The following is a 15512-nucleotide window of genomic DNA, read 5'->3' as shown; positions in this document are numbered from 1 at the left end:
CCAAATTTAATTCATCCGAGCAACACCAAGGTCAGTTTATATGTTTTTACATTTGAAAAAACTATGGCGTCGAGAAGAAGGTGCCGTGACCGTTGACTGGGTTGTTCTTTCGGCGGCTATCGTTCTATTGGCTGCATTGATCGTCTCAAGCATGACGACAGGTACGGTTGATCTAGCTGACAGCCTGATGAAGAAAAACCCCGGCACCTATTGATAATCGCGTTACGAAAATTTGCAGCGGCTTGGCAACCGACCGCATCGCGTAACGACATTATGCGACACAACGCTTCCCGTCTTTGCAGCCTGACAAAGCTCCACTGCATTTTATAGCCCGGAACGCTCCTTAGTCTGAACACAATCATCGTCTAAACCAAGGTTAAGAATTTAGTCGGAAGTGGCCCGGCATCATATCAAAAGAGGTAAGTAACATGCGGATGGTATTTGGACTGGTCCTGTTGGCAGGTATCGCCCTGGCGGGCGGTGCTGTCTATCTGGCAAAAGATCGTATCGGTGAATATCAGATGGCCAACGCCCGGGCGCAGGCCGCACTTGCGCAGATTGTCCCGACGGTAGATGTATTCGTTGCGGTTGAACCATTGAAATATGGCCAACAACTGCGCCGCGAGGATGTTCGCCAGGTAGCTTGGCCCGAAAACGCGATCCCCGAAGGTTCCTTTACCGACGAGGCTGAACTATTCCCTGAAAATAACGACCAACTGCGCGTGGTTCTGCGTGCGATCGAAAAAGACGAAGCGATCATGCTCGTCAAGGTTACTGAGCCTGGTGAAGACACCGGCCTCACATCGCGGCTGGAGCGCGGAACCCGTGCGTTTACAATCAAAGTTGACGTATCCAGCGGCGTTTCGGGCTTTTTGCGCCCCGGAGACCGTGTGGACATTTATTGGACAGGGCGCGTCGACTTGGGTGACGGCATTCAACGTGGTTCTGGCGATGTGACCAAGCTGATCGAAGCAGGCATCAAGCTGATTGCAATTGACCAAAGCGCAGGTGGCGAACGCAGTGAGGCAGCTATCGCCCAGACTGTAACGGTCGCGGTAAAACCCAATCAGGTTGCCGCCCTCGCTCAAGCTCAATCCACTGGCAAGCTGGCGCTTTCATTGGTCGGTGCCGAAGATGACACGATAGCATCTGGCATCGAAGTGGACCAACGTTCTTTGTTGGGTATCTCGAACGAGACCGTCAAGGTGGAAGTCGCCGAGGAAAAGGTGTGCACGATCCGCACACGTCGGGGTGCCGAAGTCGTCGCAATTCCGATCCCCTGCACCAACTAATGTCGCGCTCAGGATGATTTGGATACACCGTGCTTCGACTGCGCGGTGTATCATATTTTACGACCTATGTTGCTGATAGTCCACATACCCGTCGCGGCACATGTCATTGATTCTTGCAAAAAAAACAAAATCAAAGCACAGTGTACCAAATGACGGGCGCAAAGACCCAATCCAGAGGCGTGATCACAAAGGCAGGTCACATGAAAATTGACGATCTCATCAAGGCAGCTCTTTTCGGGCTGACGATATGTGCGATGCCGTTAGCCATGGCGGCACCGAGCGCGGTTGCGGCCGAAACGCTGCGCGTGGTCAAACGTGGTACCAGCCGCTCCCTGGACGTGCCGATGAATCGCGCGGTAGTCGTTGAAAGCGACATCCCCTTCGCAGAGTTGAGCATTGCAAACCCCGGTATCGCAGACATCTCGTCACTTTCGGATCGCACGATCTATGTATTGGGTAAATCACCCGGCCTTACGACGTTGACGCTTTTGGATGCTGCGGGACAGTTGATCACAAACGTCGATGTACGCGTCGCTGCCGACATTTCCGAATTCAAGGAACGGTTAAGACAGATATTGCCAGGCGAACGAATCGAAGTCCGCACAGCCAATGACGGTATCGTGCTGTCCGGCATCGTATCCTCCACGCAGCGATTACAGCGCGCTTTGGACCTGGCCGAACGTTACGCCCCCGAACGGGTTTCCAATTTGATGAGCGTGGGTGGCATTCAACAGGTGATGTTGAAAGTCCGGTTTGCCGAAATGAAAAGATCGGTTTCGAAGTCGCTCAGCGCATCTTTGGCGTTGAACGGTCTTTTGGGAAGCGACGTCGCCTTGAACGGTGGGACCAATAGCACGAACACCGCCGGCGCAATTACCAATTCGTTGTCAGGCTCGACCCCTTCCGCCAACTCCAATGCAGGCGCAATTCTGTTTGGCTTCAACGCCGGGTCCACCCAGGTGGGGCTTCTGCTTGAAGCACTTGAGCAAAAAGGGGCCGTGAGGTTTTTGGCAGAACCAAACCTTGTCGCGCTGTCGGGGCAAGAGGCCAAATTTCTTGCAGGCGGCGAATACCCGGTTCCTGTCTCGCAGTTGGGCGACAGGATTTCGGTCGAATATAAACCGTTCGGCGTCGAGATGAGCTTTATCCCCCGTGTTGTGGATAAGGACCTTATCAACCTCGAACTCAAAGCGGCGGTCTCAGCGATTGACCCCACCAATAGCGTATCGCTTGGCAATGGTTTTGACATCTCGGCGTTTACGCGCCGCGAGACGTCTACAACCGTTGAAATGCGGGACGGAGAAAGCTTTGCGATCGCGGGTCTGTTGACCGACGACTTTACCGATAGCTCCAAGCAGTTGCCTTGGATCGGCGACGTGCCGGTTTTGGGTGCGTTGTTCCGCAGTGCAAATTACCAGCGCAGTCAAACGGAACTGGTCATTATCATCACGGCGCATCTGGTCAGCCCTACCCGGGGCGAAGCCTTGGCACTGCCGACCGATCGCATCCGCCCCCCTACCGAAAAACAGCTGTTCTTGTCAGGTCAAACCGCCAGTGGGGGCAAAACTCCGACCCGGGGTGCTGCCGGAGAAGTAGCCAAGCAAGATTTCAGCGGCTCATATGGCTATGTATTGGATTGATCGATGACGAAAAGGATCATTTCAAAAATCGGTTTGATAAACGGCTTCACAGCGCTGGCCATGGTCGCCGCGTGCGGCACAAGCTCCGATCCGGTTTACACGCAGTTTTACCGCGAAGCAGGTTCGCTTACAGATCTGGGCACCTTTGGCGATGCGACCTTGAACAACCGCTTGGTAATGACGGGTGAACGCCAATATACTTTTGACTTGGCAAACCGCTTTGCGGGTGAAGTCCAGTCAACCGTGACTTTTGCCTTTAATTCTGCACAGCTAGACAGCACCGCCCAGGCAGTTCTGCGGCATCAGGCCGGGTGGATCAGGCAATTCCCCGAGGTTCGGTTTCGCGTCTACGGGCACACCGACGCGGTCGGATCAAACCAGTACAACAAGGAACTGGGCCTGCGCCGCGCCTATGCGGTGGTTGCTTTCCTGTCTACCCAGGGGATCAGCCGCAGCCGACTTGAGGCTGTCGTATCCTTTGGGGAAACCCAGCCTCTTATCGTGACGCAGGGTCGCGAGCGGGCCAACCGGCGCACGGTTACCGAAGTAAGCGGGTTTGTCGGGCGGCACCCCACTGTCTTGGACGGTAAATATGCGCAAATCATATATCGTGATTACGTGGCCAGCGCGGTGCCACCCACCCAACTGACCAGCGGTGCTACGGGCACTCCGACCACTTCGGAATAATTTTAAAGATACAAAAACCGGGATCAGGGCGCATCAAAAACGTCCCGATTTTTTGGTTTTCAATCAACCTCAGGCGCTTTGATCGTTTCAAAAAACCAAACAATAGAAACTTTTTAGCCCCAATCTTGCCCAAGTTAGCTGGGATATTCACTGCAATAGGACAATTGCGTTCGGCCAAAACGGCTGGAAGCCTGGACCGCAGAGAATGACCAGTAAGCGATAATCGCCGCTGATCTTTGCTAAGTCCGAATAGTAAAGAAAGGTTGAGCTATGAGTAACAGTGCACCACAGGTTGACGCATCTCCGATTGTCGCCTGTACCGTCAGCCGGGATGTCCAGAATTTCGATCTTCTTATCGAAGATATGGAGGGCGCACTTGGTGAAAGCTGGGGCGATCTTGGTTTTGCGGAAAGCCTGGCGTTTTTCGGGCAGCCCGAAGCCCGATCGCTGGAGCTTATTGCCCTGGCTCTGGATGCGGAAGATGAAGAAAACCTGGTGATGATGGGCGAGATCATTACCCAAGCCAAATCGCGCAGGATCAAGGTGATCCTCATCGCCGAAGACATGAGCCCGGCAGCGCTGCATTCATTATTGAGACAGGGTGCAGACGAGTTCATCCCCTACCCGCTTCCCGAAGGAGAGCTGTCCGCAGCAATAGAACGGCTTCGTGCTGATCCGCAGCAAGGCCCGGAACCTGCAACCAATGCCCCCAAGCTCAAGGCCGGTACCGATAAGGACGGGGCCTTGATTGTCGTGCACGGTCTGGCGGGCGGCACGGGCGCGACCACCTTGGCGGTCAACCTGGCGTGGGAACTGGCGACATCAAACAAGAAAGCTTCGCCAAAGGTCTGCCTTCTGGACCTCGACCTGCAATTCGGGACTGTAGCCACCTTTTTGGATCTGCCGCGTCGCGAAGTTGTCTATGAAATGCTCAGCGACACCGAATCGATGGACGACGAGAGCTTTGGCCAAGCGTTGCAGACTTATGAAAACACGTTGCAGGTGCTAACCGCCCCGGTCGAGATATTGCCACTGGACCTGATCACGTCAGAAGACGTGAACCGGGTGTTGGAGATTGCCCGCAGGCAGTTCGATTATGTGATCGTGGATATGCCATCAACGCTGGTGCAGTGGTCGGAAGCCGTGCTGAACAGTGCACATATCTATTTCGCCATGCTCGAACTTGATATGCGCTGTGCCCAGAATGCCCTGCGCTTCAAGCGCGCTCTGCAATCAGAAGACCTGCCTGTCGAAAAGCTACGGTATGTCATGAACCGCGCGCCCAAGTTCACTGATCTGAACGCCAAAAGCCGGGTCAAACGTATGGCTGAAAGTCTCGGTATCTCTATTGACGTGCAGCTCCCAGATGGCGGCAAGCAAATTACCCAGGCCAATGACCACGGCATGCCGCTTTCGGCATCGGCAGGCAAAAACCCCTTGCGTCGCGAAATCTCTAAACTCGCCGCGTCCATTCTAGATTTGACGGCCGACGAGGCCAAAGCAGCGTAACGACGTTTCGGGCAAAGTTGCTCCAGAAAGAGTGAACAGATGTTTTCAAAGTACAAAAAGCAAGGTGACGCTCCGTCGGTCGGACAGATCGCTGCAGTAAAAACTGCCCCAGAACTATCAACCGAGCCGGTTTCACCCAAACCCGTTTCAATACGCCGTGCTTCGCTTCCTGCAAATGTCGCCCCCCTGGACAGAGATCTGAAACGAAAACAGCGGATGGGCGACATCAAGCTCGAGCTGCACCGCGCGCTTCTGGATAATCTCAACCTCGCAGCGTTGGAACATGCGAGCGAACAGGACCTGCGTACCGAAATCAACGAGATATCGGCCGAAATACTCTCGGAAAAGTCCATCGTCCTCAACCGTGAAGATCGCAACCAGTTGAATTCCGAGCTTTATGATGAAGTGACCGGTCTAGGCCCGCTTGAGACCTTGCTGAAAGACGACAGTGTCAACGACATTCTGGTTAACGGCCCGCAGCAAATTTTCGTTGAACGCGACGGCAAGCTGCAACTTACAGACGTCACGTTCAAGGATGAGAAGCACTTGCTTCGGATCATCGACAAGATCGTTTCGGCGGTGGGCCGGCGTGTCGATGAAAGCAACCCCTATGTCGATGCGCGCCTCAAGGACGGTTCGCGCTTTAACGCCATGGTTTCCCCCATCGCGGTGGACGGCAGTCTTGTGTCTATCCGCAAGTTCAAGAAGGACAAACTGGGGATAGATGATCTGGTTGCTTTCGGGGCATTTTCCGAAGAGATGGCCGCTTACCTACAGGCTGCGGTGGCCACGCGCCTGAATGTAATCGTATCCGGTGGTACAGGTTCAGGCAAAACCACCACGCTGAATGCGCTTTCGTCATTCATCGACAATAACGAACGCATTTTGACGATCGAGGATACCGCCGAACTTCAGTTGCAACAGACCCATGTCGGCCGGATGGAAAGCCGTCCGCCGAATGTCGAAGGCAAAGGTGAAGTATCGCCACGCGACTGTCTGAAGAACGCGCTGCGTATGCGCCCAGACCGCATCATCGTCGGGGAAACCCGTGGCGAAGAAGTTATCGACATGCTTCAGGCAATGAACACCGGCCACGACGGTTCAATGACAACGATCCACGCCAACTCGGCGCGCGATGGCGTCAGCCGACTGGAAAACATGATCGCGATGGCGGGGATAGAGATGCCGCTCAAGGCCGTGCGGTCGCAAATTTCGTCGGCGGTAAACCTGATCGTTCAAGCGTCGCGGCTTCAGGATGGGTCGCGCCGCATGACCTCGATAACCGAGATCACCGGGATGGAGGGTGACGTTATCTCCATGCAGGAGATTTTTCGCTTTCAACGCGTCGGCCTGACCCCCGAAAACAAGATCATCGGGCATTATACCGCCACCGGAGTGCGTAGCCATTACTCAGAGAGATTCAGGATGTGGGGCTATGATTTGCCTGCGTCGATCTATGAACCCGTCGTGGCGAAATAAGGAACCCGTATCATGAGCGCTGAACCAATTATCTATGGCCTGATCTTCATTGGGGTTCTTGTCTTGGTCGAAGGTCTGTACCTGGTCGCCTTTGGCAAATCCATCAGCCTGAACAGCAGGGTGAACCGCAGGCTGGAAATGCTGGAAAAGGGCGGCCCCCGCGCCGAGGTTCTGGACAAGCTGCGCAAGGAAATGCAGCAGCATATGAACAACAAATCCATTCCCATCTATTCAATACTGGCTGAAAAAGCACAAAAAGCCGCCATCGCTTTTTCACCCAAACAGTTGATCATGATCATGGGTGGGTTGTCTGTCGTGGCGTTCTTTGGCCTGACAATCGGAACGACCACCGAATTCCTGATCAGGGTTTTGATATCTGCTGGGATCGGGATAGGTGCCGTCTATTTCTGGATCGCTGCAAAAGCTAAAAAGCGGATGAGCATGATCGAAGAGCAACTGCCCGACGCGGTCGAACTGATGGTCCGTTCGCTGCGTGTGGGTCATCCGTTCACCAATGCGATTTCCATCGTCTCAAAGGAGATACAGGACCCTTTGGCGTCAGAGTTCGGGGTCATCGCGGATGAAGCCGCCTATGGCCGCGATATCGGTGAAGCCTTGAAAGACATGGCCGAACGGCTGGACATGCAGGATTTGCGGTTTCTGGCGGTTGCTGTCACGATTCAGCAGCAGTCGGGGGGGAACCTTGCGGAAATCCTCGCAGGGCTGGCCAAGGTTATTCGCGCCCGGTTCCGTCTATTCCGCCGGGTCAGTGCCATCACCGCCGAGGCAAAGTGGTCAGGAAAATTCCTGTCGGCGTTTCCAATCGGTGCCTTGATCCTAATCAACTTGGGCGACCCGAATTATTACGACGAGGTAATGACCCACCGGTTGTTCGTGCCTGGCTGCATCGCCGTGGGATTGTTCCTGGGAGCGAATTTGCTGGTCATGCGCAAGCTTACAGACATCAAGGTTTAAGGGGTTCCGACATGCAGATAATCACGACTGTTAACGAAATGCTTGGACCTATTGGCTTGATAGCGGTGTTAGGTGTCCTTGGGGTGATGATGGTGGCCACAACCGTTATCATGATGCTTCGCCAACCCGAGGATCCGCTGGCCAAACTCAAACGTAATCAGACCAACGCAAACGCCGGCGCAACTCAACAACGCCTCCGGCAGTCTGACCGGAACGAACAACTGCAAAAGTTTGCCAAATTTCTCGAGCCTGAAAACGTAGAGGAGCTGAGTGCCAAGGCGTTGATGTTGCGACAGGCAGGTTATCGGTCGCGTGATGCCGTTCGGTTTTTTCACTTTGCCCAGATGGCCCTTGGCATTGCGGGGCTGGTTATCGGCGTCGTCTACGTGAACTTTCTAGGGGGCGGTGAAGGTCTGAGCACCAACAAGATGATGCTTTATACCGTTGGGCCCGGCGGCATCGGCTATTATTTACCACGCTACTGGATCACAAAACGTATCGAGGCGCGAAAGGAACAGATTACCCGTGGTTTTCCTGATGCCCTGGACATGATGCTGGTCTGCGTCGAAGCCGGTCAATCGCTGGACCAGTGCATCGTGCGCGTGGCAAAGGAATTGCGCGCCTCTTACCCGGCCCTGGCGGAAGAATTCGAAATCGTGGCCTACGAGATGAAAGCCGGCAAGGAGAAGGTCGGCGTGTTGAACGATATGGGAGAACGCTGCGGTGTTCAGGACGTGGCTTCGTTTGTGACGGTGCTGGTGCAATCTGCGTCTTTCGGAACATCGATTGCGGATGCGCTTCGGGTCTATGCGTCAGAAATGCGGGACAAACGAGTTATGCGTGCGGAAGAAGCCGCAAACAAGTTGCCAACAAAGATGACACTTGCCACTATGATGCTCACTGTTCCGCCGTTGCTGATTATTCTGGTCGCACCTTCGGTGATGGGCATTACACAACTAGGTTCCGCAGGACCCAAATGACCCCGATAACACTCCGCAAGCGTCGCCTTGAGCTTGTGATCTGTCTTGTGTTCCTATTCGGATTGACTGCCTGCTCTGCGGGCAGTTTTTCCGATTCATCGGGGTTCAAAAAACCAACCAGCCCCTATGCTCCCGGCATCAACCAACGCAAGGATGCCCAAGACGGCATCGAAGTAGCGCATCGCCTGATGCAGGCCGGCGAATACGAATTGGCGATCCGCGCGTTCAATCGTGCGGCGCTTGCCACCTCGCTCGATGCAGAAATTCTCTCCGGACTGGGCAGCGCGAACCTTGGTTTGGGTCGGCTGGGTCAGGCAGAAGATCTTTTGCGCAGTGCCGTAGAAATCGACGATACACGCCCCGAAGTTTGGAACAACCTCGGGGTGGTCCTGATGGAGCGTGGCAAACTGGCCGAAGCAAAACTGACGTTTCGCAAGGCCTATGCGCTGGATAATGGCGAAAGTGACGCAATCCGCGACAATTTGCGCTTAGCACTCGCAAAATCGGAAAAATCTGTTACGGTTCAAGATAAAGAAGAAAGCTATAAATTGGTGCGGCGCGGTTCGGGCGATTTTCTTATCCGGCCAGCATCATAAAAGAGGCAGAGCAACAAAAGGACGCAAAAAATGCGCCACCCCACTCTACTGACCGCCTGCTTTGCAGGTGTCATCACGCTTGCAGGCTGCGGTGACAAATCAGGTGACAACACGGTGTCACGCGCATTTCAGGACGTGAATGTCGTCGATGAGTCCAATCTGAACGATGTCATGTTGACTGTCGGCGACCCGAACGAAGCGGTCACCTATTTTACACGCACCGCCAAAGAAAGCCCCGACCGCATTGATATCCAGCGTGGTCTTGCCAAATCCTTGATCCGCGCCAAACGGAACAAGGAAGGCGCTTCCGCCTGGGCCGTGGTGGTCAACATGGAAGACGCAACTGCCGATGACCAGGTCGAATATGCCGATGCCTTGATCCGCGCCGGCGAATGGGCAGAAGCCGAAAAGACCCTGGATGCCGTGCCACCGACCCACGAAACCTATAACCGCTATCGCCTCGAAGCGATTATCGCGGACAGCAAGCAGGAATGGGCGAAGGCGGACAGTTTCTATGAAACAGCAATCGGCCTGACGACCACTCCCGGTTCCGTCTTGAACAACTGGGGGTACTCCAAGCTGACGCGCGGCGACTACAGCGCCGCCGAAAGGCTGTTCGGAGAGGCTATTCAGAACGATCCTTCCCTGTTCACGGCCAAGAACAACCTGGTTCTGGCCCGGGGGGCGCAGCGTGAATATACGCTTCCGCCAATCGAAATGGATCAGACAGAACGTGCGCAGCTTTTGCATACTCTGGCCCTTTCGGCGATCAAGAAAGGCGACGTGGAAACTGGCAAGGGTTTGCTGCAAGACGCGATCAACACCCACCCGCAGCATTTCGAGGCGGCTGCCCGGTCTCTTCGCGCGCTTGAAAACGCTGGATAATTCTCCGTGTCGATCAGCGTTTACGCCGCCATGTGGTTTCTGCCCTTCGTCGTACCACTGTGCCTGTACACAGCCTATACCGACATGGCTTCCATGCGGATTACCAATCCGACCGTTATCGCCCTCGCTTCGGTATTCGTCGTCATCGGGCCGATAGCGCTGCCTTTCGAGACTTATCTTTGGCATTTGCTCGCGATGTTCATTGCATTGATCGTCGGCATACTCGTGAATGCTGCGGGCATTATGGGCGCGGGTGATGCAAAATTCATCGCCGCAGCCACGCCCTTTGTGGCTTTGGGCGACTTGCGACTTGCCATGGCTCTGTTCATGGCCACTTTGGTTGCGGCCGTGGTGATCCATCGCGGCGTTAAACATACCCGATTGCGCCAGCTTGCCCCGCATTGGGTCAGTTGGGATCAACCCACGAAATTCCCCATGGGGCTGGCGCTTGGTACCGCCCTCGCATTCTATTTAATTCTCGGTGTGATCTTCGGGGCCTGAATTACGCCATATTCGCCCCTTAGGGTATGCCCATAAGCGCTTACATCCGATCTGAAGGGCCGTTCATGAATATGCACAGCAACGCCGTTATGGCACCTCCGCCGCCTCGTACTATCGAAGAAATGCGGCTGCCTTTGGTGATGATGCGAGACATTCTGATCAAGACAATTTTTCGCAAAAATACCAATTCGGTAAGCGACCTGGCAAAGGCGGTCCGTCTGCCGGTTCAAGTTACCCAGGAGTTGGTTGACCTGGCGCGCGACCAGCGCCTGCTCGAGGCGACCGGAACGCTCAACGCCAATAGCTCCAACGAAATGGGGTATCAACTGACCGATCTCGGCAAGGCGCGCGCCTTGGATGCACTGGCGCAATCAGAATATTTCGGGGCGATGCCTGTTCCCTTGGACGTCTACCGTGAACAGGTAAAACGCCAGTCCGTCAAGAACATGCAAATAACCCGTTCTCAACTCGAAGGCGCCATGGGCCATCTGGTGCTTCCGAATGAACTGATCGGCAATCTGGGCCCTGCTGTCTCTGCGGGGCGATCAATCTTGATGTACGGCCCGCCGGGCAACGGCAAATCGAGTATCTCAAACGGCATCCGCGACGCATTGGGCGATAAGATATACGTCCCCCGGGCGATCGAATATGCCAGCCAGGTCATTACCGTCTATGATCCGATCGTGCACACCGCCGCCGAGGATGACACGCAAGACCCCAACGCCCTGCGCCGGATCACCCGCTTTGACAGCCGCTACGTAAAATGCGAACGCCCGACGGTGATCACCGGCGGGGAACTGACCCTCAATATGCTTGATCTGGTCTACAATCCGACCGCGCGGACCTATCAAGCCCCGTTGCAACTGAAATCGACGGGCGGCATTTTCATTGTGGATGACCTCGGACGTCAGGCTGAACCGCCTCAAAGTCTGGTAAACCGCTGGATCGTCCCTCTTGAAGAAAACAAAGATATTCTCGCCCTCCAATCAGGAGAAAAATTCGAGGTGCCTTTTGACACACTTGTAATTTTCTCCACCAACTTTCACCCTAACGAGATCTTCGATCAGGCTGCCCTGCGGCGTATCTTTTACAAGATCAAGATAGATGGACCCAACCAAAAGAACTTTCTGAAAATATTCGCGATGGTAGCGAAAAAGCGCAAGGTCCCGCTGGACGAAGGGACGTTGATCCATCTTCTCAAACACAAGTACCCTACGATCAACAATGTATTCGCGAATTATCAGCCGATTTTCTTGATCGACCAGATGATCGCGATCTGCGAATTCGAAGGCATCCCCAATCAGATGTCCCCTGACCTTATTGACCGTGCATGGGCGAACATGTTCGTCCAAGATGAAAAGATCATAAAATGATCGTCGTCGCCGGATGTGGTCGCATGGGCGAACCCATGCTCGCCGCGCTGCGCCGTGCCGGGCATCAGGCATGGGGTTTCGACGTCGTTCCCAAAGACGACAGTTTCATAACCACCGACATTTCAAAGGTCTATGCACCTGTTGAAACCCTCATCACCGTCGTCCGCGACATCGCCCAGACGGAAGATGTGCTTTTCGACAAGCAGGCCTTTATCGACTCGCCAAACCTCAAGCGCATCGTCGTATCCTCGACCCTGAGCCCCCGTTACGTTCAAAATCTCCGCGCACGTATCGCGCCCCATATCGCGCTGATAGACGCTCCAATGTCTGGTGCGAGGATCGCAGCTCAGCAGGCACGGCTAAGCTTCATGCTGGGCGGTTCGCAAACCGACATTGCCGCGATTCGACCCCTGTTGTCCGCAATGGGAAGCCATTTTCACCACATGGGCGACTACGGTGCCGGTATGCAGGCCAAAGTGTTGAACAATATGCTCGCCGCCGCAAACACCGCCATGACCCGACTTGTGCTAGACTGGGCCGACCACGCAGGCATCCACGAGGCGAACCTCCTCGCCCTTATCCACACCTCATCCGGCCAGAACTGGTTCGCCTCGGGAATGGAGGAAATAGAATTCTCGCGCGACGGCTATGCCCGGGACAATACCATCGGCATCCTGGTCAAGGATATCGCAAGCGCACTGGATGCCGCCCCTCCGGGCGCTGACATCGCGCTCCCCACAGCCATTCAATCCGCGATCGCAAACCTGAAACCGCGCCCCTGATTTCATTTTGCCGATAAACTCCGGGGGTGCGGGGGCTGGCCCCCGCCCGGTTCGCACCTATTTAACCCAACATGCACAGTTTACCCCCCAACTTCGCGGCATGGTTTAACCAAAAAGGCTGGACGATCCATCCTCACCAGCAAGACTTGCTGGATCGCGCAGATGCGCCGGCCCTGTTGCTGATCGCGCCTACCGGCGGGGGCAAGACCCTTTCGGGCTTCTTGCCAAGCCTCATCGACCTGTCCGATGGCGACCATGCAGGGCTACACACCCTGTATATTTCACCGCTCAAAGCACTTGCAGCCGACATCAAACGCAACCTGATGACACCGGTTACCGAAATGGGCTTGCCCATTCGCATTGAAGACCGCACCGGCGATACATCCCAGGCGCATAAACGCCGGCAGCGCGCGGATCCGCCGCATATCCTGCTTACCACCCCCGAAAGCCTGGCGCTGCTGACGTCTTACGAAGACGCGGCCCGCACATTCAAAGGCCTCAAACGTGTGGTGATCGATGAAATACACGCTCTGGCCGACAGCAAGCGCGGCGATCAACTGATGCTGGCGCTGTCTCGACTGGAAACGCTCTGCCCCGGTCTTCGTCGTGTAGGTTTGTCGGCAACCGTTGACGACCCGGCAGAAATCGCGCGGTTCATGGCACGGCATCCGGATCCATGCCCAATACTGCTGGCTGACCCTGGTCCGGCTCCAGACATCCAGATGTTGCGCACGGATGCGTCGCCTCCTTGGGCGGGAAACGGTGCGGCCTATGCAATCCCAGACGTACTTGAACAGGTAAAACAACATAAGACCACGCTGATTTATCACAACACCCGCGCCCAGGCTGAAATCTTTTTCCACAGGCTATGGCTCGCCAATGAAGAAAGCCTGCCCATCGGAATCCACCACGGCTCGCTCGACCGCCAGCAGCGCCTCCGCGTCGAGGCCGCGATGGTGCGCGGCGACTTGCGGGCGATCGTCTGTACGGGATCGCTTGACCTCGGTATCGACTGGGGGGACGTCGACCTGGTAATTCAGATCGGTGCCCCCAAGAACGTCAAACGCCTCGTGCAACGCATAGGACGGGCCAATCACCGCTATAACGCTCCGTCCAAGGCGCTTTTGGTTCCGGCCAACCAATTCGAGGTCGTTGAATGCGCGGCAGCGCTAGAAGCGACGATGGCGGGAGAACTGGACGGTGAGCCTCGCGGCCCCGGCCCCCGGGATGTGCTGTGCCAGCACATCCTCATAACCGCGTGCGCCGGCCCGTTTGCTGCCGATGATCTTTATGCCCAGGTCACCTCAACCGGGTCGTTTGCGACCCTCACACGCGCCGCATTCGATGCCTGCCTGGAATTTTGTGCAACAGGTGGATATGCATTGCGCTCTTACGACCGTTGGCAAAGACTGCTGTTAAAAAATGGAAAATGGCAACTGCGTGACCCCAGAAGCAGTCGCATTATCAGAATGAATATTGGCACCATCCAGGATACGGAAAAACTGAAGGTGCGCATGAAAGGGAAACGTACCGGTGTTCCCTTGGGCGAAATCGAAGAAGGATTCGCCGCGACGCTCTCGGCCGGTGATACATTCCTGATCGGGGGTCGGATCGTCAAATACGAAGGCTTGCGCGAGTTGACCGTCGAGGTAAGCCGCGCTACAGCGAAAAAACCGCGCGTGGCGAGCTTCATGGGCACAAAATTCGCGACCTCAACCCAACTATCGGCCAAGGTCCAGGCCATACTGGCTCGGGATGGCTGGCCCGAATTACCTCGACACACCACAAAGTGGCTATCGCTGCAACGTCACATCAGCCAACTCCCACAGCCCGGCCGCATGCTGATTGAAAGCTTTCCCCACGAAGGCATCCAACATACTGCCTTCTATGGCTTTGCAGGGCGAAACGGACAACAAACGCTCGGCCTGCTCTTGACCCGGGAAATGGAGGAGCTTGGCCTGCACCCTCTTGGCTTTGTGGCAACCGACTACGCGACGCTTGTGTGGGGGTTGGATGAAATCGACTCTCCAGGTGATTTACTTACCCCCGCCACTCTGGATCGCGGGCTGGACGCATGGCTCTCCGGCAATGCCGTTATGAAACGTATCTTTCGTGCTGTAGCTACCATTGCCGGGCTGATAGAAAAAAACACGCCTCAATCTCGAAAATCAGGGCGGCAAGCCACTTTCAGTTCCGACATCCTGTACGATACCTTGCTCAAGTATGACCCTGAACATCTTCTACTCCAGATCACGCGGGAAGAGGCGTTTCGAGGACTGGTGGATTTCGGACGAATCAAGGAAATGCTCCTGCGCGTCGACGACCGCATCGATCATATTAAACTCGACAGGGTGAGCCCTCTGAGTGCGCCTATGCTCTTGGAGGTAGGTCGTGTTCCTATAAAAGGCGAAGCGGAACGAAGGCTCATGGCAAAAGAAGCCGAGAGACTTATGGGGGAAGCAGGGTTGCTAGCTTTAAATGTCTCGCCTGCATAACAAAATGCACAAATGTCTCGCCTCGTTTGATAACGTGGCAACAGCTTCGGGCGATGAAGTGAGTATTTTAAAAAGGGTGAAGCCGGACATTCACAGAATATTCACTGGTTCTAAGTATCCAGATAGGTGCGGTACAGGCTGGAGAGCCGATGGCCGTAAAGGGTGAAGGCGTCCGTTCCCAAGAATGCATCTTTTGATTACGGACGTCTTCCATTCACCCTTTCTGAAATACTCATGAAGCCCCCATGCCGCTCCCACTACTTCAATATTTCACGAAGGATTTGCTTGCTTCTGGCGGCTGACCGCTGCATGAACGCA

General features: G+C 55.0%; 14 protein-coding genes. All 14 read left to right on the top strand.

The features are described from left to right. Nucleotides 1–85 precede the first annotated feature (85 nt). The 14 genes from AC13DE_RS16300 to AC13DE_RS16235 all read left to right on the top strand — a co-directional run bounded on the left by AC13DE_RS16300 (nucleotide 86) and on the right by AC13DE_RS16235 (nucleotide 15194). On the top strand, nucleotides 86–214 hold the full coding sequence (locus AC13DE_RS16300; protein ID WP_446296865.1) for a hypothetical protein: 129 nt from the start codon (nucleotides 86–88) through the stop codon (nucleotides 212–214). A gap of 214 nt (nucleotides 215–428) precedes the next feature. Beyond that, entirely contained in the window at nucleotides 429–1292 is an 864-nt protein-coding gene (cpaB, locus tag AC13DE_RS16295; RefSeq protein WP_483048416.1) for a Flp pilus assembly protein CpaB, read from the top strand. A 200-nt stretch (nucleotides 1293–1492) separates the two neighbouring features. Further along, nucleotides 1493–2932 carry a type II and III secretion system protein family protein gene (locus tag AC13DE_RS16290; RefSeq protein WP_446296863.1) on the top strand — a complete coding sequence of 480 codons (1440 nt, stop codon included), beginning with the start codon at nucleotides 1493–1495 and terminating at the stop codon, nucleotides 2930–2932. Nucleotides 2933–2935: 3 nt separating this feature from the next. Continuing rightward, entirely contained in the window at nucleotides 2936–3619 is a 684-nt protein-coding gene (locus AC13DE_RS16285; RefSeq protein WP_446296862.1) for an OmpA family protein, read from the top strand. 270 nt (nucleotides 3620–3889) lie between these two features. Further along, on the top strand, nucleotides 3890–5128 hold the full coding sequence (locus AC13DE_RS16280; RefSeq protein ID WP_483048415.1) for a CpaE/TadZ family protein: 1239 nt from the start codon (nucleotides 3890–3892) through the stop codon (nucleotides 5126–5128). Between the two features lie 39 nt (nucleotides 5129–5167). After that, nucleotides 5168–6607: a TadA family conjugal transfer-associated ATPase gene (locus tag AC13DE_RS16275; RefSeq protein WP_446296860.1), complete on the top strand. Its 1440-nt coding sequence runs from the start codon at nucleotides 5168–5170 to the stop codon at nucleotides 6605–6607. A gap of 12 nt (nucleotides 6608–6619) precedes the next feature. Continuing rightward, complete coding sequence (locus AC13DE_RS16270) at nucleotides 6620–7582, top strand: type II secretion system F family protein (protein ID WP_446296859.1); 963 nt, start codon at nucleotides 6620–6622, stop codon at nucleotides 7580–7582. Nucleotides 7583–7593: 11 nt separating this feature from the next. After that, nucleotides 7594–8562: a type II secretion system F family protein gene (locus AC13DE_RS16265; RefSeq protein ID WP_483048414.1), complete on the top strand. Its 969-nt coding sequence runs from the start codon at nucleotides 7594–7596 to the stop codon at nucleotides 8560–8562. Continuing rightward, nucleotides 8559–9158, top strand: coding sequence for a tetratricopeptide repeat protein (locus AC13DE_RS16260; RefSeq protein ID WP_446313543.1), 600 nt, complete (start codon nucleotides 8559–8561; stop codon nucleotides 9156–9158). The genes AC13DE_RS16265 and AC13DE_RS16260 overlap by 4 nt, the downstream gene beginning before the upstream one ends. A gap of 30 nt (nucleotides 9159–9188) precedes the next feature. Further along, on the top strand, nucleotides 9189–10043 hold the full coding sequence (locus AC13DE_RS16255; RefSeq protein ID WP_446296856.1) for a tetratricopeptide repeat protein: 855 nt from the start codon (nucleotides 9189–9191) through the stop codon (nucleotides 10041–10043). A 6-nt stretch (nucleotides 10044–10049) separates the two neighbouring features. After that, nucleotides 10050–10544: an A24 family peptidase gene (locus AC13DE_RS16250; RefSeq protein ID WP_446296855.1), complete on the top strand. Its 495-nt coding sequence runs from the start codon at nucleotides 10050–10052 to the stop codon at nucleotides 10542–10544. Nucleotides 10545–10609: 65 nt separating this feature from the next. After that, complete coding sequence (locus AC13DE_RS16245) at nucleotides 10610–11917, top strand: P-loop NTPase family protein (RefSeq protein WP_483048413.1); 1308 nt, start codon at nucleotides 10610–10612, stop codon at nucleotides 11915–11917. Next, the gene (locus AC13DE_RS16240) at nucleotides 11914–12699 is read left to right on the top strand and encodes an NAD(P)-dependent oxidoreductase (protein WP_483048412.1); all 786 of its coding nucleotides are present in this window, start codon (nucleotides 11914–11916) and stop codon (nucleotides 12697–12699) included. Before AC13DE_RS16245 ends, AC13DE_RS16240 begins: the two co-directional genes overlap by 4 nt. A 71-nt stretch (nucleotides 12700–12770) precedes the next feature. Further along, the gene (locus AC13DE_RS16235; protein ID WP_483048411.1) at nucleotides 12771–15194 is read left to right on the top strand and encodes a ligase-associated DNA damage response DEXH box helicase; all 2424 of its coding nucleotides are present in this window, start codon (nucleotides 12771–12773) and stop codon (nucleotides 15192–15194) included. Nucleotides 15195–15512: the final 318 nt, after the last annotated feature.

Source organism: Sulfitobacter sp. L-8 (assembly GCF_056859255.1).
Note: the sequence above shows the minus strand (reverse complement) of the source record. Positions and strands in the feature narration are given on the sequence as shown.

What these genes read in the sequence shown, in the direction of transcription:
- AC13DE_RS16260 (WP_446313543.1), top strand. Translation starts at nt 8,559, where the DNA reads ATGACCCCGATAACACTCCGCAAGCGTCGCCTTGAGCTTGTGATCTGT.
- AC13DE_RS16240 (WP_483048412.1), top strand. Translation starts at nt 11,914, where the DNA reads ATGATCGTCGTCGCCGGATGTGGTCGCATGGGCGAACCCATGCTCGCC.
- AC13DE_RS16235 (WP_483048411.1), top strand. Translation starts at nt 12,771, where the DNA reads ATGCACAGTTTACCCCCCAACTTCGCGGCATGGTTTAACCAAAAAGGC.
- cpaB (WP_483048416.1), top strand. Translation starts at nt 429, where the DNA reads ATGCGGATGGTATTTGGACTGGTCCTGTTGGCAGGTATCGCCCTGGCG.
- AC13DE_RS16290 (WP_446296863.1), top strand. Translation starts at nt 1,493, where the DNA reads ATGAAAATTGACGATCTCATCAAGGCAGCTCTTTTCGGGCTGACGATA.
- AC13DE_RS16270 (WP_446296859.1), top strand. Translation starts at nt 6,620, where the DNA reads ATGAGCGCTGAACCAATTATCTATGGCCTGATCTTCATTGGGGTTCTT.
- AC13DE_RS16280 (WP_483048415.1), top strand. Translation starts at nt 3,890, where the DNA reads ATGAGTAACAGTGCACCACAGGTTGACGCATCTCCGATTGTCGCCTGT.
- AC13DE_RS16255 (WP_446296856.1), top strand. Translation starts at nt 9,189, where the DNA reads ATGCGCCACCCCACTCTACTGACCGCCTGCTTTGCAGGTGTCATCACG.
- AC13DE_RS16285 (WP_446296862.1), top strand. Translation starts at nt 2,936, where the DNA reads ATGACGAAAAGGATCATTTCAAAAATCGGTTTGATAAACGGCTTCACA.
- AC13DE_RS16275 (WP_446296860.1), top strand. Translation starts at nt 5,168, where the DNA reads ATGTTTTCAAAGTACAAAAAGCAAGGTGACGCTCCGTCGGTCGGACAG.
- AC13DE_RS16265 (WP_483048414.1), top strand. Translation starts at nt 7,594, where the DNA reads ATGCAGATAATCACGACTGTTAACGAAATGCTTGGACCTATTGGCTTG.
- AC13DE_RS16245 (WP_483048413.1), top strand. Translation starts at nt 10,610, where the DNA reads ATGAATATGCACAGCAACGCCGTTATGGCACCTCCGCCGCCTCGTACT.